At 61.0% G+C, this 23,722-nt stretch carries 21 protein-coding genes, 1 tRNA gene, 2 pseudogenes and 1 riboswitch; of the genes and pseudogenes, 5 read left to right on the top strand and 19 right to left on the bottom strand.

The genetic code is table 11. The features are described from left to right. Positions 1-32 precede the first annotated feature (32 nt). Positions 33-623: pseudogene (locus FDQ92_RS16075) on the top strand (phage integrase N-terminal SAM-like domain-containing protein); the annotation flags it as partial. Here the strand turns inward: FDQ92_RS16075 and FDQ92_RS16070 are convergent. Beyond that, positions 615-986, bottom strand: a pseudogene (locus tag FDQ92_RS16070) (efflux RND transporter permease subunit); the annotation flags it as partial. The pseudogenes FDQ92_RS16075 and FDQ92_RS16070 sit on opposite strands and share 9 nt — an antisense overlap. 472 nt (positions 987-1,458) lie before the next feature. Between FDQ92_RS16070 and FDQ92_RS15615 the strand changes: the two are divergent. Beyond that, positions 1,459-1,740 (top strand): Hsp20/alpha crystallin family protein, encoded by a 282-nt coding sequence (locus tag FDQ92_RS15615; protein ID WP_246041815.1) that lies wholly within the window; start codon positions 1,459-1,461, stop codon positions 1,738-1,740. A gap of 249 nt (positions 1,741-1,989) precedes the next feature. Then, a riboswitch (cobalamin riboswitch) is annotated at positions 1,990-2,128 on the top strand. Between the two features lie 249 nt (positions 2,129-2,377). Further along, on the top strand, positions 2,378-3,769 hold the full coding sequence (cbpB, locus tag FDQ92_RS03080; protein ID WP_137423229.1) for a peptide-modifying radical SAM enzyme CbpB: 1,392 nt from the start codon (positions 2,378-2,380) through the stop codon (positions 3,767-3,769). 216 nt (positions 3,770-3,985) lie between these two features. On the opposite strand, the gene gspG is transcribed toward cbpB, so the two are convergent. The 12 genes from gspG to FDQ92_RS03020 all read right to left on the bottom strand — a co-directional run bounded on the left by gspG (position 3,986) and on the right by FDQ92_RS03020 (position 13,179). After that, positions 3,986-4,420, bottom strand: coding sequence for a type II secretion system major pseudopilin GspG (gene gspG / locus FDQ92_RS03075; protein ID WP_137423228.1), 435 nt, complete (start codon positions 4,418-4,420; stop codon positions 3,986-3,988). 198 nt (positions 4,421-4,618) lie between these two features. Next, on the bottom strand, positions 4,619-5,080 hold the full coding sequence (locus FDQ92_RS03070; protein ID WP_137423227.1) for a hypothetical protein: 462 nt from the start codon (positions 5,078-5,080) through the stop codon (positions 4,619-4,621). Between the two features lie 51 nt (positions 5,081-5,131). After that, positions 5,132-5,548: a DUF4870 domain-containing protein gene (locus FDQ92_RS15610; RefSeq protein WP_137423226.1), complete on the bottom strand. Its 417-nt coding sequence runs from the start codon at positions 5,546-5,548 to the stop codon at positions 5,132-5,134. Between the two features lie 490 nt (positions 5,549-6,038). Then, positions 6,039-6,914: an N-acetylmuramoyl-L-alanine amidase gene (locus tag FDQ92_RS03055; protein ID WP_137423225.1), complete on the bottom strand. Its 876-nt coding sequence runs from the start codon at positions 6,912-6,914 to the stop codon at positions 6,039-6,041. Between the two features lie 213 nt (positions 6,915-7,127). Further along, a complete protein-coding gene (locus tag FDQ92_RS03050; protein ID WP_137423224.1) occupies positions 7,128-7,619 on the bottom strand; it encodes an N-acetyltransferase in 492 nt (163 codons plus the stop codon). Positions 7,620-7,707: 88 nt separating this feature from the next. Then, positions 7,708-8,556, bottom strand: coding sequence for a formate dehydrogenase accessory sulfurtransferase FdhD (fdhD, locus tag FDQ92_RS03045; RefSeq protein ID WP_137423223.1), 849 nt, complete (start codon positions 8,554-8,556; stop codon positions 7,708-7,710). Continuing rightward, positions 8,540-8,692 carry a hypothetical protein gene (locus tag FDQ92_RS15130; protein ID WP_170180155.1) on the bottom strand — a complete coding sequence of 51 codons (153 nt, stop codon included), beginning with the start codon at positions 8,690-8,692 and terminating at the stop codon, positions 8,540-8,542. Before FDQ92_RS15130 ends, fdhD begins: the two co-directional genes overlap by 17 nt. Beyond that, positions 8,689-10,005, bottom strand: coding sequence for a uracil-xanthine permease family protein (locus FDQ92_RS03040; RefSeq protein WP_137423222.1), 1,317 nt, complete (start codon positions 10,003-10,005; stop codon positions 8,689-8,691). The genes FDQ92_RS15130 and FDQ92_RS03040 overlap by 4 nt, the downstream gene beginning before the upstream one ends. Positions 10,006-10,095: 90 nt before the next feature. Next, complete coding sequence (locus tag FDQ92_RS03035) at positions 10,096-11,049, bottom strand: ribose-phosphate diphosphokinase (RefSeq protein WP_137423221.1); 954 nt, start codon at positions 11,047-11,049, stop codon at positions 10,096-10,098. 281 nt (positions 11,050-11,330) lie between these two features. Continuing rightward, positions 11,331-12,077 (bottom strand): zinc ribbon domain-containing protein, encoded by a 747-nt coding sequence (locus FDQ92_RS03030; protein WP_137423220.1) that lies wholly within the window; start codon positions 12,075-12,077, stop codon positions 11,331-11,333. 22 nt (positions 12,078-12,099) lie between these two features. Continuing rightward, positions 12,100-12,924 (bottom strand): Nif3-like dinuclear metal center hexameric protein, encoded by an 825-nt coding sequence (locus tag FDQ92_RS03025; protein WP_170180154.1) that lies wholly within the window; start codon positions 12,922-12,924, stop codon positions 12,100-12,102. A 179-nt stretch (positions 12,925-13,103) separates the two neighbouring features. Then, positions 13,104-13,179, bottom strand: a tRNA-Ile gene (locus FDQ92_RS03020). Positions 13,180-13,407: 228 nt separating this feature from the next. On the opposite strand from FDQ92_RS03020, the gene FDQ92_RS03015 reads away from it, so the two are divergent. Beyond that, positions 13,408-14,769 carry an FAD-dependent oxidoreductase gene (locus tag FDQ92_RS03015; protein WP_137423218.1) on the top strand — a complete coding sequence of 454 codons (1,362 nt, stop codon included), beginning with the start codon at positions 13,408-13,410 and terminating at the stop codon, positions 14,767-14,769. 25 nt (positions 14,770-14,794) lie between these two features. Here FDQ92_RS03015 and FDQ92_RS03010 read toward each other — a convergent pair whose 3' ends face one another. The 6 genes from FDQ92_RS03010 to FDQ92_RS02985 all read right to left on the bottom strand — a co-directional run bounded on the left by FDQ92_RS03010 (position 14,795) and on the right by FDQ92_RS02985 (position 20,758). Next, positions 14,795-15,400 (bottom strand): 2-oxoacid:acceptor oxidoreductase family protein, encoded by a 606-nt coding sequence (locus tag FDQ92_RS03010; protein ID WP_137423217.1) that lies wholly within the window; start codon positions 15,398-15,400, stop codon positions 14,795-14,797. 45 nt (positions 15,401-15,445) lie between these two features. Continuing rightward, complete coding sequence (locus FDQ92_RS03005; RefSeq protein ID WP_137423216.1) at positions 15,446-17,299, bottom strand: thiamine pyrophosphate-dependent enzyme; 1,854 nt, start codon at positions 17,297-17,299, stop codon at positions 15,446-15,448. A 372-nt stretch (positions 17,300-17,671) separates the two neighbouring features. Beyond that, on the bottom strand, positions 17,672-18,031 hold the full coding sequence (locus tag FDQ92_RS03000; protein WP_211341346.1) for a DsrE family protein: 360 nt from the start codon (positions 18,029-18,031) through the stop codon (positions 17,672-17,674). A 54-nt stretch (positions 18,032-18,085) separates the two neighbouring features. Next, positions 18,086-18,331 (bottom strand): hypothetical protein, encoded by a 246-nt coding sequence (locus tag FDQ92_RS02995; protein ID WP_137423215.1) that lies wholly within the window; start codon positions 18,329-18,331, stop codon positions 18,086-18,088. Between the two features lie 241 nt (positions 18,332-18,572). After that, positions 18,573-19,922, bottom strand: a complete 1,350-nt coding sequence (locus FDQ92_RS02990) for a radical SAM family protein (protein WP_246041813.1) — start codon at positions 19,920-19,922, stop codon at positions 18,573-18,575. Further along, complete coding sequence (locus tag FDQ92_RS02985) at positions 19,919-20,758, bottom strand: polysaccharide deacetylase family protein (protein WP_137423214.1); 840 nt, start codon at positions 20,756-20,758, stop codon at positions 19,919-19,921. Before FDQ92_RS02985 ends, FDQ92_RS02990 begins: the two co-directional genes overlap by 4 nt. A gap of 1,795 nt (positions 20,759-22,553) precedes the next feature. On the opposite strand from FDQ92_RS02985, the gene FDQ92_RS02980 reads away from it, so the two are divergent. After that, positions 22,554-23,579, top strand: a complete 1,026-nt coding sequence (locus FDQ92_RS02980; RefSeq protein ID WP_170180153.1) for an HD-GYP domain-containing protein — start codon at positions 22,554-22,556, stop codon at positions 23,577-23,579. Positions 23,580-23,722: the final 143 nt, after the last annotated feature.

Here is a 23,722-nt window from a genome sequence, read left to right as displayed (position 1 = left end):
ATAAGAATTATCCGGAAAATGGAGGATTCCAGATGCTGGCAATTCCATCCGCATTACAATTGAAATTCGAAGGACATCTCCGGAATATGGCCATCCCGGACAACTTGCATGGGATGTATCAAAAATGGCTCCGCTATTATCTGGACTTCTGCCATAAATATCATTTTCAGCCCAATCATCTACAGAGCCTGCACCCTTTCATCGCAAAATTGCGGGACAAACAGCAATCACAGGCGCAACAGGAGCAGGCCGTAAAGGCGATCAATCTGTATTATGCGCTTTTTCAAGAAAGAAAGATTCCTTGCCAGCAACCGTTGCAGCGAACCGCCGTATCTCCGGAAACCGCTCCTTTGGACAACAAGAAGCAGAGTGCTATCGGTGCAGGACCGGGCACGCGGGTTAAAGTAGAATCTTTGTTTATTCGGGAAAAGCCGATATCCGGGGCTTCTTGGAAATCGGAATATGCGCGATTGGCGGACGAAATCCATTTGCGACATTATTCGCCCAAAACTCTGAAGAGCTATCAAGGATGGGTGCGAGCATTCCAAGCTTATACACACAGCAAGCCCCCGGAGTCTCTCTCAACCGATGATGTAAAGGAATTTCTGATATTTTTAGCCGTAAAACAAACGATGCAGATGATGCCCGTGGGCGAACTCCCAGCGCTTGTCCATGTAGTAGAGGATCGGCACCGTCATGCGCGAGAAGACCAGGGAAGCGACCTCGCCGGCCATCAGCGAGATGGCGAGCCCTTGGAAGATCGAATCGAAGAGGATCACCGAGACCCCCACCACCACCACGGCGGCGGCGGTGACCATCATGGGGCGGAACCGCACCGCCCCGGCGTCGATGACCGCCTAGTCCAGGGCCATCCCCTCGGCGATGCGCAGCTCTATGAAACCCACCAGGATGATGGAGTTTCGCACCACGATCCCGGCCCCGGCGATGAACCCGATCATGCTGGTGGCGGTGAAGAAGGCGCCCATGGCCCACGGGCTCATTGAGGCGCCGGTGGATGTGGAACTTCTGCTGGTGCGCCCGTGAAGACACGGACCGGCGGGTCGTCAAAGATTTTCGGAAACACGTTCTGCTTCCGGAAATCTTCAGCCCCTCGACATGGACCCCGGGTCCGTCATCCCGGACTTGATCCGGGACCGGGGTGACGGGCACTGAAGGAACCCGGATTCGTCCGGTCCTTTTTCCGTCATTCCGGGCTTGACCCGGAATCCATTAATTAATTTTGGAACGGAATTATCAGATAGGCTTGAGAAATCGGTGAGATAGGAGGTAGTGGATATGTTCGGACTGATTCCATGGGAACGCAGGGAACGTGCGTTGGCTTTTCCAAGGGAGTGGAGCCTTTTCGATCGTTTCTTCGATGAGTGGATGCCTTCGGTAAGGAGGGAGGAAATCCCGATGGTTCCGGCCTTCGACCTGTCCGAAACCTAGGACAAGATCGTGGTGAAGGCCGATCTTCCCGGTGTTGACGCGAAGGATCTCGATATACAGATCGTGGGCAACGTCCTCACTGTCAGCGGTGAAAAGAAGCAGGAGCGGGAAGAGAAGGATGAGTCCTACCATTGGCTGGAGCGGCGTTTCGGGTCTTTCAGTCGTTCCATCCGCCTTCCGGTGGAAGTGAAGGCCGATGAAGTGGAGGCGGTCTATAAGGACGGTGTACTCCGGATTGAGATTCCCAAGGTGGAATCCGCGAAGCCGAAGAAGATTCCGGTCAAGCGCTGATGCCGGTCTGGAAAACGCCGAAGCGGCGTAAGGGCGGTGCTGAAGCGCTTCCGGAAAAAGCGGGGCGACGGCCCCGCTTTTTTTTTGGGGGTGTGCACCGGGCCGCCAGCGGGTTCCCCGATCGGGAGCAACGACGCGGAGGCTTTCCGGATGCAGGAAAGTCGAAAACGGGGTCTGACACCCTTGACACGTGCGTCCGTTTTCGCGTATGAAGAGAACGGTTTGACGATGGAAGGCTTCCTGCATCCCGGAACACGGTGCGAATCCGTGGCGGTCCCGCCGCTGTGATCGGGGATGAAGGGTCGCAAAGAGCGTCGGCTCGGTCACTTCCGGGGTTTACCCCGGGGGGAAGGCCGCGACCTTTCAGTTGATCCGAGAGCCAGAAGACCTGCAGGCAAGCGTTCTTTACGGGAACCCGATGGTAAAAGGAACCCGGATCGGGTCCCGCCCATGAGGGGGCGGGCGCTCGACCCGGGTTTTTTTGTGACCCCGCAACCGCACAAAGGAGGATGTCATGAAGAAGGATTCGAAGATCATCGCCTATCGTCGTCGTTGCCGCCAGTTGGGAAACAACACGGGCCTTTCCCATTACATCCTGCTCACCCCCAAGGCGAAGAAAGTGCAGTGAGGCCGCCACATGAATGCTGAAAACGCTTTGAACAAGACGCCCCGGCATGCCAACACGGGCTATGGTCCCCAGTTCGCCGTGCTAGAAATCGGCCTTCCCGATCGCGTGGCGGTGGTGGAGCCGGACACGGCCTTTTGGGCTCTGGTGGAACGGCACGATTTGGAAGCCGCCTTGAGTGGTGACTTGGTGGCGGAATTCCAACGGGAGGCGGAAGGATTCCGACGGGAGATGGATCACCTGCGTTTCGGACTCAAGCCGTCGGCCGTTTATTTCAATCCGACGGAGCGATGCAACCTGAACTGCAGCTACTGCTATCTCCCCGAAGACATGCGCCGAAGCGGGAAAACCATGACCGCCGACGAGGTGTGCGGGGCCTTGGAACGTTTGCATGTCTGGTTCCAGGGCATCGCGCCGGAAGGGTTCAAGCCGCAGATCATCTTTCATGGCAGTGAGCCCATGCTGGCGCGGGATGCGGTTTTCGCCGGGATCGAGAAATACGGCGACCGGTTCGACTTCGGAGTCCAGACCAACGCGACGCTCCTGGACGACGAGGCCATGAATTTCCTCATGGAACACGGCGTGGGGATCGGGATCTCGCTGGACGGTCCGGTTGCGGAAGTGGCAGATCGGTCGCGCAGGACCTGGGGGGGAACGGGCACCTTCGACCGCGTGGTCCGAGTCATGGAGAAGCTGGCCGGCTACCCGCCCTTCAACGTGATCACCACGGTCACCCGGGAGAACCTCTCGGTCCTTCCGGCCATGGTGGATTTCTACCACGAACGGGAGATCGGGGTGGTCATGTTCAATCCCGTTCGATGCACTCAAGAAGGCGGCCTGAAACTGAAGCCTGACAACGCGGAACTGGCTGACGCCTTCTGCCGGGCTCTGGACCGTACCTGGCAGTTGTACGAAAAGACGGGCCGCAAGCTGGTCGTGGCGAATTTCGCCAACGTGCTGGCGGCTGTGGCGGGCCCCACGGGGCGGCGCCTCATGTGCGACATTTCCCCCTGCGGAGGCGGCCGCTGCTTTTTCGCCGTGTCCGCCCGGGGCGATGTTTTCCCGTGCAGCGAGTTCATAGGGTTTCCGGCCTTCTGTGGGGGGAACCTTTTCCGGGACGACTTGAGCGCTGTCCTGGCGAGCCGTCCTATTGCCTCCGTGGTCGAACGCCGGGTGGAACGCATCGTCCCTTGCGGCCGATGCGCGATCCGGCATTACTGCGGTGCCCCGTGTCCGGCGGAAGTCAAGGTGGTTTCCGGCACGCTGGAAGCCCCCAGCCCGTACTGCGAGTTCTACGAAGAACAGGTCCGCTACGCTTTCCGAGTGATCGCACAGGGGCGCGAAGCGGCCTATCTGTGGGAAGACTGGCAGGAAGAAACCGTGGAAACGTACTGTCGGCGTTGAAGGCCATGGCGTGTGGCGTTCAATGCCCTCTCTATGTCACCGAACAAGCGATTGCGGGGTTCAACAAGACTCCCGGGCTTCCCTCACCGCCGGGCCGGAACGAAAGTCGGTCTCGGAGGTAAGGGGGGCCGGAGTCGCCTGAAAGGGGCGGGCCGGCGGTTGTCGGTTTCCGCCCGCTCGCCGGGAATCGGTTCAGCCTGTTCGGAAGACAGCCTCTCATTCCCAGCTGACCACGTCCGCGTTTTCGTCGTCGCCGCCTTCCTGACCGTCGGCGCCCAGAGAATAGAGATCATAGTCTCCGTGCTCCCCCGGGCTCTGGTAGACATACGCGTTTCCCCACGGATCCTTGGGGACGTCTTTGGGCAGATAGGGCCCGTCCCAGTTGTCGTGGCCGGGGTTGGTGCGCAGCGCGTCCAGGCCTTGATCGGTTGACGGATACTTCCCCATGTCCAGGCGATACGCGTCGAGCGCGGTTCCCAGAAGCGCAATCTGGGCCTTCGCCGCCTTCTGCTTGGAACTTCCGACCTTCTGGAACATCTTGGGAGCCACCAGCGCAGCCAGAAGTCCCAGGATGATCATGACGATGAGCAGTTCGATGAGCGTGAAGCCTTTTCGGCATCTGAGTCTGCTTCGGTCTTTCGTGCGAGCCATGGCGCTTTCCCTTTGCCTTGTGAGGATTCGGTGCAAAACGATCATAATCGACAGGATCGGAGTTTAATGGTTCCGCCCACCGGGTGTCAATCTCCGCTGCATCCTGCGGTCGGGCTCCCTGCATGAGGTGGTTGGGTCCCCCGGGGACCTTTTCCCCACGTCCCCCTTGCATGTAGTTCCGCAGGTCCTGCAGGGAGGCTATCGCCTGCGCGCAAGCAAATCGTGAGCTTCCCCCAACTTCCTGGCGAGGTGGATGAACTTCGCGGGAAGCGGGACTTCGCGGTCGACGAGCAGGATATCCAGGTCGCGGGCACGTTCCAAGATGTGCGTGCTGTCGACGCCTTCCTGGTGATCGCAGAGAAACTGGACCCAGAGGGCGTCGGTGAGCGGGATCCGCATCCTTTCAAAGTGGGTTCCCACCGCTCGAAGCTCCGATTCGATCAAGTCCCTGTTTTCCCTGGCGAACGACGCATAGGGTTCCTCCAGGTTGGGGGTCCCGAAAAGGTCGTTCAAAATCGCCCCCGCGAGCCGGTTTACGAAGATCACGTCCTCGCGGGGATGCTTCGCCGAAAGATGGATCCTCATCTGTCGGAAGAAGATCATCTTGATGACGTCCACGCCTTCACGAAGCACGGGGACGAGTCTGCGTTCGACGGTCATGACACATCCTCCCATTGGATCCTCCAGCGCTTCGATAACCCCCCAGGCTCCCTACAGGAACCTGAAAGGCACCAGCGGATAGAGGTATTCCCTACCGTTACTCCACCGTACCCCCGCAGCCACCACAAAGGCGAGATCGGTGAGCGCCAGCGCCCACAGACCGAGCGAAGCGTACACCCCGGATAGGACCGTTGCGACGACGCCCCCGTAGGCGGTCATGGCGATCTGGAAATTCAAAGCCTCACGGCCTGCCCGATCGACGAACGGCGATCGGCGTCGCTTGAAAAGCCACACCACCAGGGGACAAAAAAGGTGCCCGAAAGGCAGCCAGGCGACGCTCGTCGGAATCCACCAGACCATTCCGAGCAGTGCGCTGAAATGGCAGAGCGACGCCCAGGTTCGATCGTCCTCCGTGTACGCCAGCCGCCCGCGGCTTTCGGAATCTTCGAATTTCCCATTCTGCGCCATTCGATCCCTTCCAACCTTTTCTCCAACACGCCGCCGAGGCTTCTGGATTCAATACAACGCGGCGAGGGGACCTGCCAAGGGGGGACTTCGTTAGTATTCCGATGGAACGATCGACACGGTGAGGGCTCTCGCCGTTTGGATGATGTGGAAGACATCGGTGGTGGGTCTTCCGCTGAGAGGCGGTAATGGGGAATCGTCTGCGATGCGAAGGAGTTGTCGGAAAACCGGGCCGATGGGGCGGGGCATTCCACCTTGTTCCCAAGCTCCAGCTTGGGAACACAACTGGGCGGAAGCTCCAGCTTCGTAACATCTCAATAACTGGAGATAAACCGTCTGGATTCCGGCTTAAGCCGAAATGACGAAACCACCCAAGCCCCCCGTCATTTCGGCGAAACCTGTCCTGGACCCCTATCCAGGAGCCGGAATCCATTACCTTGCTGCAAAAATCAGTCACCCCGAATTGAGAAGATACCTTTTTTGGGACAAGCTCTCAGTGAAGGTCGACCACGCTTTGACGGTGTGAGGCCGTCGAGTTTCCGGAATCTTCCAGAGCGGCCAGGTAGCGGCGGAGGCTGGCCCACGGGAAACGCTTCCCGGGGCAGTCCGTTCTGGCTCCCGGAACATCCCCGTGACCGAGGATCCGACTTGCAGGGATGTGGTAGTAGTCGGTTAGGCTCTTTATGAGAACGGCCAGGGAATGAAGCTGCCGGGGCGTGGGTTGTTCGATATTGAAATTTCCCACCAGTGCGACGCCGATGCTCATGCTGTTCATCCCTCCCGCCTGGCAGTGTGCGCCATCCTGCTGCTTGATCCACCGCGGCGATACTTCGATCTGGCCGTCCCCTTTGCCCAAGGTGCCGTTATCGATCAGGAAATGGTACCCGAGGCCGTTCCAAAAACCCCGCCTGTGATGATTGGTGTGGATTAGAGCCGCGTTTCCGATCTCTGTGGCGGTATGGTGGATCACTATGTACCGCCAGCGGGAACTGGGGTAGAGGGGAACAATGTTCCGGAAGGTACGGGCGTTGGGGATCACCAGCTTCTGACCGATCTGGATGGGAACTCCGGGTTTGAGGCCGTTGGCCCGGTAGATGTCTTCCATTGGGACGCCGTACATCTTGGAAAGGCGCCAGATCGTTTCCATCGGCGCCACTTCGTGAACGACCGTCCGTGGCGCGCCGGGGTCCCTCAGCGGTTCTTTCACCACGCAGGTTTGCCGCGGGGGCGCCGCACCCTCTTGCGGCAACGAGGACGGCGGAACATGATACGGGACTTCCGTGGAGCAGGAGGTGAGCCAGGCCAGCACCAGGAGGAATCCCAGGAAGACCATGCCTTTCAGTTGCCTGCCTCTCACCTCTTCCACCACGATTCACCGCCTGGAACAGGATTGACGCATGGGTAAACTCAATCTTGCGTTTGATAACAAGATGTTCTCCGTTTGCCAAGAAAAAAATCGGTATCTCCCAGGGGAAGGCTGAACGAAATCCGGCATGAGCGCCTGCTTCCCCCCGGCGATGGCAACTGCGATGCCTAAGGTGCGGGCGCTCACTGGAAAACGGATCTTTCCCAAGCGAGATCTTCAGTGTGCGTAAGAGTTCGCGGGATCCCGTCGGGGTTTGAGTTCCAGGAGCAGGGCGGTTTCGTCGCATTTGGGGAACTTCGGGCAACGGAGGCAGTCGGCCCAGATCTTCTGGGGAAAGATGTTCTTGTCCACCTGCGAAAAGCCCATGTGTTCAAAGAAAGCGATTTCGTAGGTGAGGACGAGCACTCGGCTGATTTCCAGTTGCTCGGCTTCCTGCAGGCACGCTTCCACCAGCAGTCGCCCGATCCCTCGTTTTTGCTGGTCTTCCCGAACGGCCAGCGAACGTACTTCAGCCAGGTCTTCCCAGACGATGTGAAGGCTGCAGCAGCCCACGATCTGGCCCGTTTCCTCGTCCACCCAAACGAACGTATCGCGAAGGTGCGTGTAGAGTTCGCTCAAAGATCGGGGCAGGAGCTTGCCCTGGGAGGCATAGTGATTGAGCATCTCCTGAATGATTCGCATGTCGCTGGTTCTGGCTTTCCTGAGCATTGAGGACGAACTCCTGGGATTGAGATCGAGGCGATGTCCCGCCGATCCAACGGCTAAAAGGGTCCGATGTTTCCTGACGCCCATCCTTTCATTCCGGTGGAGCGCCGAGGCGGTGATTTCCCGCGTAGACCGTGAACCGGCCGGCTCGAACATAACCGATCAAGGTGATGTTGAGTTCCTTTGCCAACTCAATGGCGAGCGTGGTTGCGGTGTTTCGGCTCACCAGCACGGGAATGCCCACTTTCGCCGCCTTGATGAGGATTTCTGAAGTGAGGCGCCCCGTGGTGATGAGCATCTTGTCGTCAAGGGGCAGACCTGCGAGGAACGCATGCCCCACCAGCATGTCCACGGCGTTGTGCCGCCCGATGTCGTCGCGGAAAACCACGACGGCCTCCGGGGTGGCCAGCGCCGAGTTGTGGACCCCGTGGGTGCGCCGGTAGGTGCGGCTGAGCCGGTTGAGGTCCTGCATGCGGGCCCGGACGTCCGCAGGGCGGATCCTCATCCGGCTTTCCACCGGGGCGCTCAAGAGTTGGTCCATGGCGCTGTAAAAGAGGGTCCCCTTGCCGCACCCGGAAGTCACGGTACGCCTGGCCCAGAGTTTCTTGGCCAGAGCGGATTCCCGCGCGGTGAACACGTCCACGCGCCGCTCGCCGGCGTCGGAGCGCACCTCCCGCAGATCCTCCCGGCGATCGATGAAGCCTTCCGCCAGGCAGAAGCCGACGGCCAGCTCATCCAGGTGATGGCCTGCGCACAGGAGCGTTACCAGTTCTTCTCCGTTGACGAAAAGCGTCACCGGGTGTTCCTCAATGACCCACTGGGGCTGAGCCGCCGCCTTGCCGTCCGCATCGTAAATCCATACGGGGACCTGGGCCACCCGTTCCTCGCCGCCGGCGCCTTCGGCGGGGTGCTCTGCTGGGTTCCTATCCGCTGAGGTCACGGTTCAGGGACTCCTCCTGTTTTTCCCGAGCACTCAAGTGCCGGTCCACACGCCGCCGGGAGAGCCGGAGGTCGGGGCACGGGCTGTTCCTCCGAAGTGGCAGCCGGAGCCGGTTGCCGCGTTTGCTTGCGATCATGGTTCTTCCGCCTGGTCTTCGGTTCGGGGTTTCAGAAGGGCGTGTTCGAGGCAGATCACCAGCACGATCCCCGTCACCAGGCCGTTTCCCAGGAAAGCCCGGAGCAGGCTCGGCAGGGATTCAAAGAAGGCCGGCGGCAGAAAGCCGATCAGGGTGCCCACCATGAGAGGGAGGCCGACGACGAAGGTGTCGCGCCCGGTGAAGTGGCCCTGTTTGAGCACGATGGCGAACCCGGCCCCCGCCTGGCCGGCCATGGCGGTAGTGAGGGCCGCGCCGACCACGGCGGCCGGAACGAGGGCCAAAAAGGAGGCGATCTTGGGAAGGAAAGCCGCGGCCAGAAGGAGAGCGCCGCAACAGGTGACCACGTAGCGGCTCGCCACCCGGTTCACCAGAACCACGCCCGGGCCGGTGCTGTAGCTCACGGTTCCCACCACCCCCAGCAGGCCGCAGCAGAAACCGGAAATCCCGTTCACCACAAGCCCTCTGCGAATGCCGGCCGGCAGTCGATGGGCGTCGGTGATGTTGGCGATCCCCTGGATGCTTCCCAGGCTGTTCACGGCCACGGCCGCATAAGTGAAGGCGAAGGCGACTATGGCCGGCCACGGAAACTCGGGCGGGCGCGCGATCCACGGAACGGGGAAAGCCATCCAGGCGGATTCCAGAAACGGAGTCGCATCCACACGTTCCATGACGGCGAATACCGCGGTTCCCACGACCATTCCCAGAAACAGGGCGAGCGTTTTCCAGATCCCCCGGGACCAGTGGGCGAAGGCCGTAATGAAAAGCATCAGGAACAAACTCACCAGGAAAACCTCGGGAGCCCCCCGGGAGGAGCCGCCCGGTTCGATTCCGGCGACCAGACCGGCCAGATGGGGCAGGAGCGTGAACGCGATCAACATCAGGATGACCCCGACCACGTTGGGGGTGAAGAAGGCGAGCGCCTTGTCGAGGCGGCGGGAAGCCGCCAGGGCCGTCAGGAAAGCGCCTCCCGCCATGGTTCCCCCACAGATGGCGCCGTAGCCGTAAGGGGCGAGGAGCGTGAACGTGAGCAGGACGGCGGTGGCCGGGCCTTCGATGAGCGGGTAACGATGACCCCAGATCGTCTGAACCGCCGTGAACACGCCGGTGGTGATGAGGGTGAACTGAAGGAACCTCACTTCTTCAACACTCGAAAAGTGCAACGCGCGCGAAGCAAGGCTCGCCGTGATGGCGAGCGCCGGGAAGATGATGACCGCCCACTGCAAGGCATAGATCACCGCATAAGCGGGGGGTGGGAAATCGTCGATGTCGAAAAGGTAATCGGGTCTCACCATGGCGCCTTCCCGGGCCACAGTTGGGGTCTCAGGCGGCTTCCCCCGACGGGAAGGGGAAAGCCAGCATGCGGCCGGTGGCGGAATGAGCCGTCAGTGCTGGATTTCGAAGAGTGTGCTGATGGAATCTTCGTTGTGGATGCTCTTGATGGCCTGGCTGAAAAGTCGCGCCGTCGAAACCACCTTGATCTTGTCGCACAGGGCGGCTTGAGGCCTCAAAGGAAGTGTGTTGGTCACCACCAGGCTTTTAAGTGCGCTGTTTTCGATCCGTTCGACCGCCGGCCCGGACAACACCGGGTGGGTGACACAGGCATGCACCTCCATGGCGCCCTTGTCGAGCAGCGTCTTGGTGGCTCCCACAAGCGTGCCGGCGGTGTCGGCCATGTCGTCCAAAATGATGGCGGTCTTGTCTGCCACTTCACCGATGATGTTGAGCGCTTCCGCTTCGTTTACATCCACGCGCCGCTTGTCGATGAGGGCCAGGCCCACCTTCAGACGCTGCGCGTAGGCCCGGGCGCGGGGAACGCCGCCGGCGTCGGGGGAAACGATCACCAGATTGTGACCGAAGTGTTCCCGGATGTACGGAAGAAGAACCGGGGATGCGTAAAGGTTGTCCACGGGGATGTCGAAAAACCCCTGGATCTGTCCCGCGTGGAGGTCCATGGTGAGGATGCGGTGGGTGCCGGCGCTGGTGATGAGATCGGCCACCAGGCGGGCCGTGATGGGGACCCTGGGCTTGTTCTTCCGGTCCTGGCGCGAATAGCAGTAGTAGGGGATGACGGCCGTGATGCGCCGGGCGGAAGCCCGTTTGAGCGCGTCGATCATGACGAGCAATTCCACGAGGTGATCGTTCACCGGATGCGCCCCGGACTGCACCACGAAGACGTCGGCACCACGGACGTTTTCGGCGATCTCGACTCGGATTTCCCCGTCGCTGAAGGTACTCACCAGCGCCCGGCCCAAGGGTATTTCCAGGGAATCGCAGATCTGGTGAGCCAGTTCGGGATTGCTGTTGCCGGTGAATATCTTCATTCCATAGGTCGCCATGCGCGATGCTCCTCTCGTGCGGCATAACTCGCGGGAACCGGTGGTGCTTCACGGCGGTCCGACGGGCCAGGGGGACGGGTTCACCCGCCCCGAAACGGCGTTTCCTGAAGGCAAATCTCCCTCTTCCTACGAAGGAAGAGGGACCGAAAAAGTACGGCAATCCTCCCTGAAAACGCCGGCCCCAAAGGCGCCCTTTTCTTAGTATAGGGAAGAGAAAATGGCAACCCCTTTTCCCGAAATGCCCCGGGGCGGCTGCCTCGGGCTGAAAAAGCAGCGGCCTTTCAGCAGGTTTCGGCTGTCTCCTGCAACACCGCGTAATCCGGGTGGTCCGGCCAATAGATGAAGCGGTGGCAGTGCGGGCAGTGGAGGATGCTTTCGTCCCGCTGCAGTTCGATGAACCGCTGAGGCGGAAGGTTCAGGTGACAGATCTGGCAGGTACCGTTCTGCACCGCCGCCACCGCAATGCCTCGCTGACGGCTCACCAGGAAGTCCCATCGCTTGAGGAGGGGCGCATCGATCCGGCGCCGTATCTCTTCCTGTTGAGCCTCCAGTTCGGTGATCCTGGCGTCCACCGCGTCGGTCTCAGCCTCAACCGCCACCTTCTGTTGCTCCAACTCCGCCCGGCGCCGCTCCACGTCCCTTTCCATCTCCCGGATTTCTCCGACCAGCGCTTCGATCTTTTCCATCAGTTCCAGCGCCTGGTCTTCTCGACCGGCGATCTCCGCCTTGGAGTCTTCGATCTCCTTGAGCAGTGCCTGGTATTCGCGGTTGGTCTTGACGTCGTGCATGCGTTGCTTGCTTCTTGCGATTTTTGCTTCCATTTCGGCAACGTCACGCTCCACAGACCGGTGCATCTTTTGGGCATGTTCCAGATCCGCCTTCTTGAGCAGGTATTCGCTTTCGAATCTGGCGAATTCCGTGTCGAGGGCGGCCAGGCGCTGCGGTGCTTCCTTCCGGCTGCGAAGCAGGGCCGCCTTCTTGTTTTCCAGGATCTGGAGTTCGACAAGGTGTTTCAGTTGCTCCTGCAAGGTCCTATCCTCCCGTGATCATCTAGACGTCTGGTTCGGGATACCAGAAGGGATCCCTTTCCCGTTCCGCTTTGTAGACACTCAATGCGGCACGTTCCCTTTGCGCCCTCAACGCCAGATGGTCCGCCAGCGGCGCAACCATGAGCCGCTCCGATGCGAAATGCCCCACGTCCACGAGGTTCAGCCCTTCTTCCTGGGCGTAGCGCGCTTCGTGGTACTTGAGGTCCCCGGTGACGAAGACGTCGCAGGCCGCTGCGAGGGCCGCCTGCAAAAGACTGCCGCCGCTTCCCGAGCAAACGGCGACCCGCCGCACTCTCCTCTCCGGGTCCCCCACGGCGCGGAGCCGCGCCGGAGCCAGCACGGCACTCAACCGGTCCACGAATTCCGAAAAACGTTCCGCTTGGTCGAGCGACCCGATGCAGCCCATGCCCCCGTAGCGTTCGTGCCCGTCCCATCGCGGCTCCCGTTCCATGGGTCCGGTTATGGACAGGGCAAAGGTTTCGGCCAGGACGCGGTTGGTGCCTTCAATCGCCGCGTCGAGGTTGGTGTGGGCGGCCACCAGGTGGATGCCGTCCCGAACGGCTCGATGGATGAGCTTTCCGGGGTAGGCATCCGTTCGAACGGACTTGACGGGCTGAAAAATCAAGGGGTGGTGGGCGACCAGGCACTGGCAGCCCAGCCGGTGGGCTTCCTCCAGGGTGGCTTGGGTGATGTCCAGCGCCACAAGGAGTCGATCCACGGGGGCCTCCGGGTCACCCACCTGAAGGCCGCTGTTGTCCCAGGACGCGGCGAACTGAAAGGGCGCGTAAGCGTCCAGCCAATCGATAACCGTTCGCACCTTGATCATGACAGCTTCCCCATAAAAGCAAGGGGGGCGTTCCATCTGGAACACCCCCCTCGTCTCTTCACAACCTATCGCCTTCGGGGAACCGTTTGCACCCGCAGGGCCGTGGACAACGACACCCGGGTTTGACCCCTTCCATCCCGTGCCTTGCTCTCATCAAATCGACGCCTCCAAACTGAAAGTGGTGGGCCCACCTGGCCTCGAACCAGGGACCGACCGGTTATGAGCCGGTGGCTCTACCAACTGAGCTATGGGCCCTTCGTTCCAAAAACAATGCAGGAACGCATTAGAAATCCAGTTTGGAAACCTGTCAAGGAGAAATATGCGGGATGTCGAAAGCGAGCGGATTGAGCGAGCCTGCAGCGTATGAATCGCCACGGTTTCGTCGGCGAGGTGGAATTCTTCCGCCTTGGAGGGCATAATGAATCAATACGAAAGGCAATGGCAGGGTACGCTAACCTCACATGCGTGGAACGGGAGCGACCGATGAAATCCAAGGAACGAGTCATCGTGATCGGAGGTGACGCGGCGGGGATGACCGCCGCGTCGGTGCTTCGACGTGAGCGGCCGGAGACGGAGATCGTCGTCTTCGAACGAACGCCTCACACGTCTTTTTCCGCCTGAGGGATTCCCTACTACGTCGGCAGGATTGTCGACGACGAAAAGGCGCTGATCGTTCGTACGCCCTTGGAGTTCAGAGAGAAACAGAACATCGATGTGCGGGTGCTCCATGAAGTGACGGCCATCGACACCAAGGCCCGGCGGGTCGAAGTCCACCGCGTGGATGCGGACAACGCCCCTTGGTGGGAACCCTTCGACCAGCTGCTCATTGCCACGGGAGCCGTCCCCATCTGCCCGAACGTTCCAGGCGCCGGGGCGGAGGGGATTTTCGGCGTCCACACCCTCCAGAGCGGCATCCGGGTGCGTCGTTTCATCGATGAACGCCGTCCCAAGCGGGCGGTCATCGTCGGCGGAGGCTACATCGGGCTGGAAATGGCCGAAGCGCTGCTGCTTCGGGGCATCGAAACGGCGGTGGTCGAAAGGGCCGAACAGGTCATGGGAACCCTGGATCCCGACATGGGGTCTCTGGTCTCCCAATCGCTGCGAAACCAGGGGGCGGGGCTCTACCTGGAGGAGTCGCTGGAGGCGTTCGAAACCGCCGGCGGTTCCGTAGTCGCCGTCGTCACCGACAAGCGACGCCTGGGTGCGGACCTGGTGATCCTCGGTATGGGCGTGCGGCCCAACACCGGCTTGGCTTCGGATGCGGGCATTCCACTGGGAGAACGGGGGGCCGTGCGCGTCGACCGGCGCATGGAAACCGCCGTGAACGGCATCTGGGCTGCAGGCGACTGCGCCGAATCCTTCCACGTGGTGACCCAGAAGCCCTTCTATGTGGCGCTGGGCACCGTGGCGAACCGGCATGGACGGGTGGCGGGGGCGAACATGGCCGGCGGCAACGAAACCTTCAACGGGGTGGTGGGGACCGCGGTCACCAAGATCTGCGCGGTGGAAGTCGCTCGAACCGGGCTCATGGAAAAGGAGATCCAAGCGGTCGGATGGGACTACGTCACCGAAAGGATCGAGAGCCGCACCCGGGCCGGTTACTACCCGGGGGCCGGCACCATCTTCGTGAAGCTTATCGGAGAAAAGGGAAGCCGCCGGCTGCTCGGCGGCCAGATCGTCGGATGCGAAGGGGCCGCCAAGCGGATCGATATCGTGGCCACGGCCCTCCATGCGGGACTGACCGTGGACCAGGTGGAAGACCTGGATTTGAGCTATGCGCCGCCGTTCTCGCCGCTCTGGGACCCGGTCATCATCGCCGCACGGGAGCTCAAGAAAAAGCTTTAGAGGCTGCCTGAGAATACCCTTCACCTTACTGAGATTGAGTGTCCGTTTTTCGCGTAGGGGTGCCGCGCCGCTCGAGGGCGGCCCGGCGGCCGGCTTCCAGGGCCCGAAGGTTGACCTCCAGGCGCGAACCGCCCAGTTGCTCCACGGTGTCACGCACTTCTTCCCAAGTGCAAAACAGGCTTCCCCTTCCGGCTCCGAACCCCAGAAGGACCAGGTTTGCGGATACGGGGGACCCCAAGGCCGATGCGATGGCCGTGGCCTCCAGTTCGCCGGGCTTGCGGGCGGGGGAAACGTTCAGCAGCAGGCTGCCTTTGGGGGAGAGGTAGTGCCCGTGTACGGGGAGCCCGTCCGGGTGGAGCACCAGGATGATGTCCGCGCTCCCCGAACGGATGAGCGGGCTGGTGAAGGGGCGTTCTTCCTCGTTTTTCGGCCCCCCGGTGTCCAAATCGCCACGAACCCGTCGAGGGCTCACCTTGAGGTGGCTGATGACGTTTCCGCCTCGCTGGGCCATGCCGTGGGTTTCAGACACCAGAACGGAAAGGCCCTTGTGGAGCGCGGTTTCCGCCAGAATTCTCGTGACGAAGAGGACGCCTTGCCCTCCGAGGCCGCTGACTGCGATCTGTTGTCTCATCCGTTGTTCCTCGATGGAAAAAGTGGACGTCGGCGCGCCGGACCGTCATTTGCGGGGTTCCAGTTGGAGAGCCCCGTGAGGGCAGACGTGCACGCACACGCCGCAACCCGAACACAGGCTGGCATTGATCCGGATCGGCTGACCCTCGCCCTGGAGTTCCAGTGCTGGACATTCGAAGTGTTTGATGCAGAAGGCGCAGCCTTCGCATTTTTCGTTCACGATCACGGAGCGTCGTTCCCAGTCCCGCGGGTGAGAGCGGTCCATGAGGCAGGGGCGCCTGGCGATGACCACGGCGACGCCGCCCTGGTCTCCCTGGGTGTGCGCCCCTGCGTCCTTCAAAAGCTCCACGAAATGGTCGAAGCGGTACGGGTCGCCTACCGTCACGTGCCGCACGCCGCAGGCCCGCGCCAGTTCCTCGATGGAAACGGCTGGAACCGGTTTCCCGTCCAGGGTGCGTCCCGCCGCCGGGGTCGGCTGGTGGCCCGTCATGGCGGTGGTGCTGTTGTCCAACACCACGAGGACGAACCGGGCGTCCTGAACCACGGCGTTGACAAGCGCCGGAATGCCGGCATGGAAAAAGGTGGAATCCCCGATGGTCGCCGCGATGGGCCGAGGTTTCCCGCCAGCGTTGCGGTAGGCGTGGTAGAAACCCGCCGCCATGCTGACCGCCGCTCCCATGCAAAGCACCGTATCCACGGCCCCCAGATTCAGCCCCAGCGTGTAGCAGCCGATGTCGCCAGGATAGATGCCCCGCGGGAACGCTTTCTTGATGGCGAAAAAGGCCGCTCGATGCGGACAACCGGCGCATAGGGTCGGGCGTCTCCCAGCCCCTACCGACCCTTGCACTCCCCCGATTTGCGGCAGGCCGGCAAAATCCCGGAGGATCGCTTCGATCGTCTCGGGGAGCAGTTCCCCCGCCGAGGGAACCGTTCCGTTCGTTCTTCCCAGAACCTTCTTCCGGTTCTGCAGCTGAAGTTCGATCACCGGTTCCGTTTCTTCCAGGACAAGCACGCGGTCGCAGGTTCGGAAAAGCTCGTCCCGAAAGCGGTGCGACAACGGATAGGGCATGGGGACCTGGTAGCACGGCAGTCGATTCCAGAGTCCGAGATCCTGAAGAATTTCCGTTGCGTGTGCCAGGGCGACCCCGGAGGCCACCAGGCAGTCCCGGCCGGTCCCGCCCGCCCGCTCTCGGCCCTCGAGAGCGTCCGGGTTCAGGAGTTTCGGGGCGAAAGCCTCATCGTCGGCAATGGCCGCGATCTTTCGGTTCAGTTCCTCGTGCAGCCGGTAGCGAAACTTGGGCGTGGCGGCCCAGCGTGCGGGGTCCTTTTCAAAAAGCGGCGCGGAAGCGACCTCCACAAGAGGACGTGTCTCCAAATCCTGCCTTCCATGGCAGATCCGCGTGGTGGGTCGCAGCACCACGGGAATTTCGTGCCGTTCCGAAAGCTCGAAAGCCGCGCCGATCCAGTTCCCCGCTTCTTCCGGTGACGAAGGGTCCAGGACCGGCGCCTTTGCGAAATGAGCGAAAAGGCGGCTGTCCTGTTCGGTTTGGGAGCTGTGGGGGCCGGGGTCGTCAGCCGCGATGACCAGCAAACCGCCTTTCACACCGGTGTAGACGGCGCTCAAAAAAGGGTCCGCCGCCACGTTCAACCCCACCTGCTTCATGCTCACCGCTGAACGCCGGCCCGCGTAGCTGTTGGCGAGCGCCACCTCAAAAGCCACCTTTTCGTTGATCGACCATTCCAGATGACAGGAAAGCCCGTATCGCTTCTTCAACTGGATCAGGGCGCCCATGATTTCCGAAGCCGGTGTTCCCGGATAGGAAGCGGCCAGCGTGCAGCCCGCTTCCAGCAGGCCGTGTGCGATGGCTTCGTTTCCCAAAAGGATTTCTCTTCGCGACACTATCCGCTCCTGTGCTCAGGAAACAAAAAGGCCGTGGACGGAGAAGCCGCCACGGCCTTCACGAATCTCGTCTCGCTTTCACCGGCGCGCGGACTCCCCCCTGGAAGACCCATCCCGCCACCGGAACCGGTCATCCATCGAGGCAGGTTCCATGGCTTCGGCGCCTTTCAAGTGAAGCACCTTTCACGCTCTTGACTCTGGGTCATCGCGGCGGGTGTGGCGAGGTTGCGCTGAGCCTTCCGCATTCCCGGCCGCGCAGGGTTGTAGCAAAGCTCCCCGGGCGGGTCAAGGTGGAATGCGGCCGGACCCAAGGGCTCGGCCGATTTCCGCCCGAGCGGTGAAACGCCATGGGGATATGGAAGTCGGAGGCGGTCAAACCGTGAGGCTCTTCCAGCCTTCCTTGAGCATTTCCGTAAACGGGGCACCCACGTAGAGCACCTGGATGCCCTGTTTTTCCAGCTGCTCCGAGACCCCGTAACGGTCGGCGCAGGCCTTGCAAGCCCAGACTTCCACGCCGTCTTTCTGCATTTGTGCCAGATGATCCGCGATTTCCGGGTCAGTGGCCGTCAGTTTGGCCGAAGGGCCCCAGATGATGAGCCGCACCGGGTCCCACCAGCCGCGGAGTTTCGAATTTCGGGTGTACATGAAGACCATGTTGAACGCCGTTTCGCGGTCGGTTGTAGTCCAGAGCACGACGAGTCTATCGGACGGGGACGTTCGGGTTTGTTCCACGGCAGACCTCCTGTTTCGAAAGGGTTAACGGGTCAAGTTGTAACATCTCAATAATCAGGGGCAAACCTTCTGGATTCCGTTTTTAGCCTCGTTCCCAAGCTCCAGCTTGGGAACGGCCTGCCCGGGAAGCTCCGGCTTCCCACCCGGTACAGCTGAAACGTGCTCTCTTTCCAGGGAGTCAGCCAGGATCTCGAAGTGGTCATTGTGGGTGAGGACCGCGGGATCCACGCTACGATAGTCGATGTGACGAAGTAGGGGGTGTTTGGGTTCTTTGTTATGGATTTTGTAGCGGATTCGCATGAGTCGCGGCCTTATGGCAACCGAAGCTGGAGGTTCTGCACAGTTGTGTTCCCAAGCTGGAGCTTGGGAACAAGGTGAAGGGGATGGTGGAGCTTGGGAACAAGGTGGAACTTCCAGAGAATTTTAAGATCTCACAAAGAACACTCTATTTTGGGGAGCTGTACTTAGCGATCTTCAACCCCTATGTCCTGTCACGGGGTGAAAGCCCGGCAACGTGCCCGCGTCGCCGCCGCGTGCGGAATCACGGGTGGGTGAGGATCGATCCGGCATCGGGATCCAGGCAGGGGTTGAAGTAGCCCAGCCGGAGTCCGGGAAATTCGTCTTGGAGGCGCTGCATCAGGCGCCGGACCCCGATGACCTTTCCTTCGCGACGATGCCCGATGGCCTCGAGGAGCCATTCCGGATCGATGTTGAAGTTCCGCATCTGGATCAAGTCGACGCCGGTTTCCCGAACGAAGTCGAAAAGAGCGGCCGCTTCGGATGCTTCGTCGGAGAATCCTGGAAGAACGAAGTAGTTGAGGGAAGCGAAACCGCCAGCCGCCTTGACAGCCTGGATCGAACGCTTGAGATCGTCGAAGCGGTAGCCTCGTGGATTGTAGTATGCATTGTAATAGCGGGGGCGGCAGGAATTGATGCTGACTCGGATGCTGTCGAGTCCCGCTCCGACCAGGCGGCTCACCACGTCCGGAAGGCTCCCGTTGGTGTTGCAGTTGATGGTCCCCCGGCCGGTTTCCCGCCGCATGATGCGGACGGCCTCCCGCAGCGTGTCACCTTGGAGCAGCGGTTCTCCTTCACAGCCTTGCCCGAAGCTCACCACGGCCCGAGGAGCCGTTTTGAGGTGCGGCACGGCCACGGCGGCGATTTCTTCCGGGGTCGGTACAAAGCGGATCCGTTCCTGCGAGGCAGGGATCTCACCGGTTTCCTGGAGGCTGATACAGCCGAGGCAGCGGGCGTTACAGGCCGGGGACGTGGGAAGCGGGGCTTCCCACCGGTTCAGGAAAAGGTTTCGGGCGGCCGGGCAGGCGTAGGTGAGAGCGCATTTCGCCAGATGCGGTATCAGTCGATTGTGCGACTCGCCGGCGAGGCGCCTCCGGGCGTTTTCTTGGACCGCCTCAAGATCGAAGGTGGTAAAATCCTGGCGGCGATCCGGGTCCACACGCAGGGCCGTGGTGACGAAGCCGCCGTCCATCCACCCTACGGCCGTATACGCGAAAAGAGGCAAAACGGGCGCTCCAGGAAGGGTCTGGTAAGCCGCCGAATGAAGCTGCGTGTGGGCGGGAGCCACGAAAGCGGCGACCGCATTTACGCTTCGTCTCGGATCGTAAGGATCCCTGGAAAGCACTTCGAACCGCTTCTTCCGCCGATCGAAGCCCACGGGCAGGCGCATGGGGAGTCGAAAGACTTCGCTGCCTTCGGGCAGTGGAATCCAGTCGGCCACGCTGGGCCTGCACCATCGGCCGGCGTCCGCCCCCGTTGCTTCAAGACGAGGGTGTTCCAGGATCCTCCCCTTTTCGTCGGCGTAAAGAAGAAGGGGACTGCGGCAGGGGGCTGTGGTTCGAGTGGTGTTTCGTCGCACGGGCTTTCGCTTCAACCTTCCTCTTGAAGCAACTGCTCGAAGGCGAGGAACCTGGAGTTCAGATCGTTTTGAAGTATCCGGAGAAGTTCCTCGAGGAACTCGAAGGCGAAAAGGGTCATCCGCTGATGGTGCACCATGATGCCGAACGGTTCCTTCCTGGCGATGAGCGCCGCCAATTCGGCGAGTAGCCGTGCGTAGTCTTCTCCGGGATCCGAGCTCTTCCGGGTGTGGAGGTCCAGGTGAACCCGGATGTTCTTGAAAGACGGTGCCGGTTTTACGTTCCTTGGTAAGGGGTCGGTTGTGGAAACGGCCGAAAAGCTGAGTTCCTGGAGGATCTTGACGGTCGCCGCGGAAAGGCGGTTCCAGGGGGGCGTGAATACCGGAAGGGCCTTTTCTCCGAAGATGTCTTTCATCTTCAATTGCCCCTGCCAGATGTCGCGCCACTGTTTTTCGAACGGGCGCTGCTCCCCGAATTCCGACTTCTTTCCTGCCCGCTGCCAGTTGACGTGCCTCCAGCCGTGCTGGTGCCACCCCCAGAGTTCTTCGCCGAGTGGAGCCATGGCGAAGAGTTGTTGGATGCGCGCCGAGCTCAACCAGGCGGGAACCACCGCCATGGCGATGGGAACCTGGAACTGCCGGAAGATGCCGCAGAGCACATTGAAGGCCCGGCCTCCAGCCCCCACGTCGTCGGCGCGAAAGTAGACGGCCGGGTGACCGGTCCCTCGGCCGGCCTCCGTGATTTCGCGGAGCTTTTCGCGCCAGCCGGCGAGCGGCTGCCGCCAAAGGGCCGAAAAATGGCGCGGCCGATAGTGTGACGGCAAGTCCGGGCGTAAGGAATCGATCTTCTTCAACGCTGCGTGGCTCCTCAACGGGTGCGGGCCCGACGGGCAAAGAACGGCGCGCCGGCAAGTCCCGAGGTGCCCAGCGCCGACTCCGTCCTTCTTCAGGAGTCTGTTCCGGAACACTCCCTGCGGATAAGGGCGGGAGGCCGGCCGTTGCTCCATTGCCCGGCCTTGCCCTTCCACGGAGGGAACAATGCCCTTGTCGGAAAGCCTCCAAGTGATGAAAATAGGGCGGATACAACGATAACCGTTCGCTCGAACGGCCGATTTTGGTATGTGAGGCTCGAACGGTATTGGAAACCCCTCAAAACCCGGTCACCATACAAGAGACCGTCTCGTCTCGTCAAGAGTCCGCAACGTCGATTCGGCGATTCCACGTGACGCGGCGGGGACGGAAACCCCAACCCGATCGAAGATGGCAGCCGGCGATCCTGGCTCCCGATGGATCCTTTCTTTCAGCACTGCGGTTGGGTTCCTTCCGCTTCCAGATCACATCGCACGGCACTGGACCCTAAAAGCTTGTCCAAAAACAAGCTCATGCTATTTGCGGCCTGAGATACCTTATTCCTGTAGGAGCGGCCGTGGCCGCAAGGGAGCGGCCACGAGGAGTCCGGCCCTGGGAGCGCGGGCGTCTCGCCCGCAGTGGACGCATGGGGCCTAAGAGTTGCGGGCGGGACGCCCGCGCTCCCAGGTTGTCGACCACCTGATTGTGGCGTCATGCGCTTAGCTTAATGCATATGCACCAATGCCCCGCCCCGCCCCATCGGCCCGAGGGCGGGGCTCCTACAGCGATCGGGGTCGCCGGCAAGCCGGCTCCTACAGGGGATCGCCCCGGTGTTCCGTTATCGGCCGGTGTTTCGTTATCGGTAGGAGCGGGCTTGCCCGCGACCCGTAAAACCGGCAATGCCGCGTTGACCCTGGTCGCCGGCAAGTAGGGGCGCAGCGCCGCTGAGCCCTTCCAGGGCATGAGTCGCAGCGCCGTTCGCAAACCGCCCCTACGCGAAAAAAGGGACACTCCATCCCCAGAAGAGTGAAGGGTGTTCTTAGACAGCTTCTTAGAGAGCCGACGGCGGGGCTGTGAACGCCAAGCTTCCGGGGGTGGAGTTTCAAAAAGGTGGGCGGCTTCCAGGGGATGGGAAAAGCGTTTCCGTTTCGTCGGATACCGGAGGAGCCTGTAGCTTCCAACAGAACCGCGCATTTTTCCATGTGAACGAGGTTACGCCATGGTGGGCGCGGGTGCCGCAAAGGCGTAACATTTAAAAAAGGGTGCAGATCTTTTAGAACGACACCCAGAGTGGACCCTCTGAGGTAGATCCAGATGGCCCTGAAGCAGCAAGCGGGTCAGCTCCGTTTCCCCTCGTTCCCAAGCTCCAGCTTGGGAACAAGGTGGATGGTGGAGCTTGGGAACAAGGTCAAAAAATCCCCCTCTCCCTTGATGGGAGAGGGTTGGGGTGAGGGTGAGAAAATTAACGTATGTCAATCAGTTACATTGCCCTCCCCTTAATCCCCTCCCACAAGGGGAGGGGAAATAGAATTCCCCTCGTTCCCAAGCTCCAGCTTTGGAACGGCCTCACCGAAGCTGGAGCTTCTGCACAGTTGTGTTCCCAAGCTGGAGCTTGGGAACAAGAAGCAAAAGATCTGCACCCTCTGAGAAAAGCGGGCGGCGTTTTTCCTTAAAGCGTTCAAGATTCCGGCCGAGAATGACGATTGAAGTATCACTTCACGATATGAGAGGGTTTGCCGCAATCCCCGGATGCCCGGGTGGAGCGGTTGGTGGGAACCATCGGCCGGGAGTGGTCATGACGTGCGAGAAGGACCGTTGCTCAACCTGAGGCAGGCGTCGTCACGTCCCTTCAACGGAAACCTTGGTGAAGCGGCAAGGGGCTATATTCCTGTCAAGGTCGCGCACCTGTGGCCGGGGATCCGTCTTCCCTGTGAATTCCACCTGCCGATCCTGGTCAAGGGTGAAGCGGTTCCGAAGTTCGTCAAGGTGTTCGACCGCGGGCAGTTCTATTCCGAGCAATGGTGGGAAACGCTGCGTGTGCGGCAGGTTACCGTTCTTTACGTGGAGGAAGCGGACTACCACGAACTCACTGCGTACATGGAAGAGTTCGTGGAGAATCGGCTCGATTCATCGGAGATGAGCGGTGAAGAAAAGAGCGGGATGCTCTACGGCCAGGCGGAACTCCTGGTGAGCCGGATCTTTTCTCAACCACACGACTTGGAAACGCTTCAGGACGTTTCCCGCTGGACGGAACAGGCGGCACGGCACCTGCAGCGCGATTCCGTGACGGCGAGAATGCTTTATGCGGTTTTCTCAAAGGATTACCAGACCTACACCCATTCCGTCCAGGTCTGCCTGCTCGGCATGGCCTTCGCCGCGTACTTGGGCTGGGACGAAACGGAAACCGCCGAGCTCGGTAAGGGCGGGCTCCTCCACGATATCGGAAAGATCTGGATCGACGACCGCATTCTCCTGAAGCCTGCGTCGCTTACCGCCCAGGAATTTGAAAAGATCAAGGAACATCCCAAGCTGGGCCATGACCAGCTGCAGGGGCTGGCGGAGGTCACGGAATCGGTCCTGGAAATCGTGCTGCGGCATCACGAATCTATGGACGGCAACGGCTATCCGGAGGGGCTCAGCGGGGAAAGCATCCACCCATACGCCCGGGTCGCCCATATCGTGGACTGCTTCGACGCCCTCACCACGCGCCGCCCGTACAAAAGCGCCATCTCTCCCTTCAAGGCCCTCAAGCTCATGCAGGACCAGATGATGGCCTCCTTCGACGCAAAATTTCTTTACAAATTCGTGCAGTTTCTGGGATCATAAAACACGGTCGCCGATGACCTGTATTCACGCGGCGGCTGCGGAAGACCGCCGCCTGTCGCGCTGCGGGGCTCCCGTCCCGCGGCATGAAACCATACCTTACTGTGGTCGCCTCAAACCCTTTCCCCATCGCGACTTTGGAGAGG

Source organism: Desulfoglaeba alkanexedens ALDC (assembly GCF_005377625.1).
GTDB classification, from domain to species: Bacteria; Desulfobacterota; Syntrophobacteria; order Syntrophobacterales; family DSM-9756; genus Desulfoglaeba; species Desulfoglaeba alkanexedens.
Note: the sequence above shows the minus strand (reverse complement) of the source record. Positions and strands in the feature narration are given on the sequence as shown.

Bases quoted from the DNA above. Each gene is read 5' to 3' on its own strand.
- FDQ92_RS03050 (WP_137423224.1), bottom strand. From the start codon at position 7,619: ATGCTCAGGAAAGCCAGAACCAGCGACATGCGAATCATTCAGGAGATG.
- FDQ92_RS03070 (WP_137423227.1), bottom strand. From the start codon at position 5,080: ATGACCGTCGAACGCAGACTCGTCCCCGTGCTTCGTGAAGGCGTGGAC.
- FDQ92_RS15610 (WP_137423226.1), bottom strand. From the start codon at position 5,548: ATGGCGCAGAATGGGAAATTCGAAGATTCCGAAAGCCGCGGGCGGCTG.
- FDQ92_RS03010 (WP_137423217.1), bottom strand. From the start codon at position 15,400: ATGAGACAACAGATCGCAGTCAGCGGCCTCGGAGGGCAAGGCGTCCTC.
- FDQ92_RS03025 (WP_170180154.1), bottom strand. From the start codon at position 12,924: ATGATCAAGGTGCGAACGGTTATCGATTGGCTGGACGCTTACGCGCCC.
- FDQ92_RS03040 (WP_137423222.1), bottom strand. From the start codon at position 10,005: ATGGTGAGACCCGATTACCTTTTCGACATCGACGATTTCCCACCCCCC.
- FDQ92_RS02995 (WP_137423215.1), bottom strand. From the start codon at position 18,331: ATGCGAATCCGCTACAAAATCCATAACAAAGAACCCAAACACCCCCTA.
- cbpB (WP_137423229.1), top strand. From the start codon at position 2,378: ATGAATGCTGAAAACGCTTTGAACAAGACGCCCCGGCATGCCAACACG.
- gspG (WP_137423228.1), bottom strand. From the start codon at position 4,420: ATGGCTCGCACGAAAGACCGAAGCAGACTCAGATGCCGAAAAGGCTTC.
- FDQ92_RS03035 (WP_137423221.1), bottom strand. From the start codon at position 11,049: ATGGCGACCTATGGAATGAAGATATTCACCGGCAACAGCAATCCCGAA.
- FDQ92_RS15130 (WP_170180155.1), bottom strand. From the start codon at position 8,692: ATGATCGCAAGCAAACGCGGCAACCGGCTCCGGCTGCCACTTCGGAGG.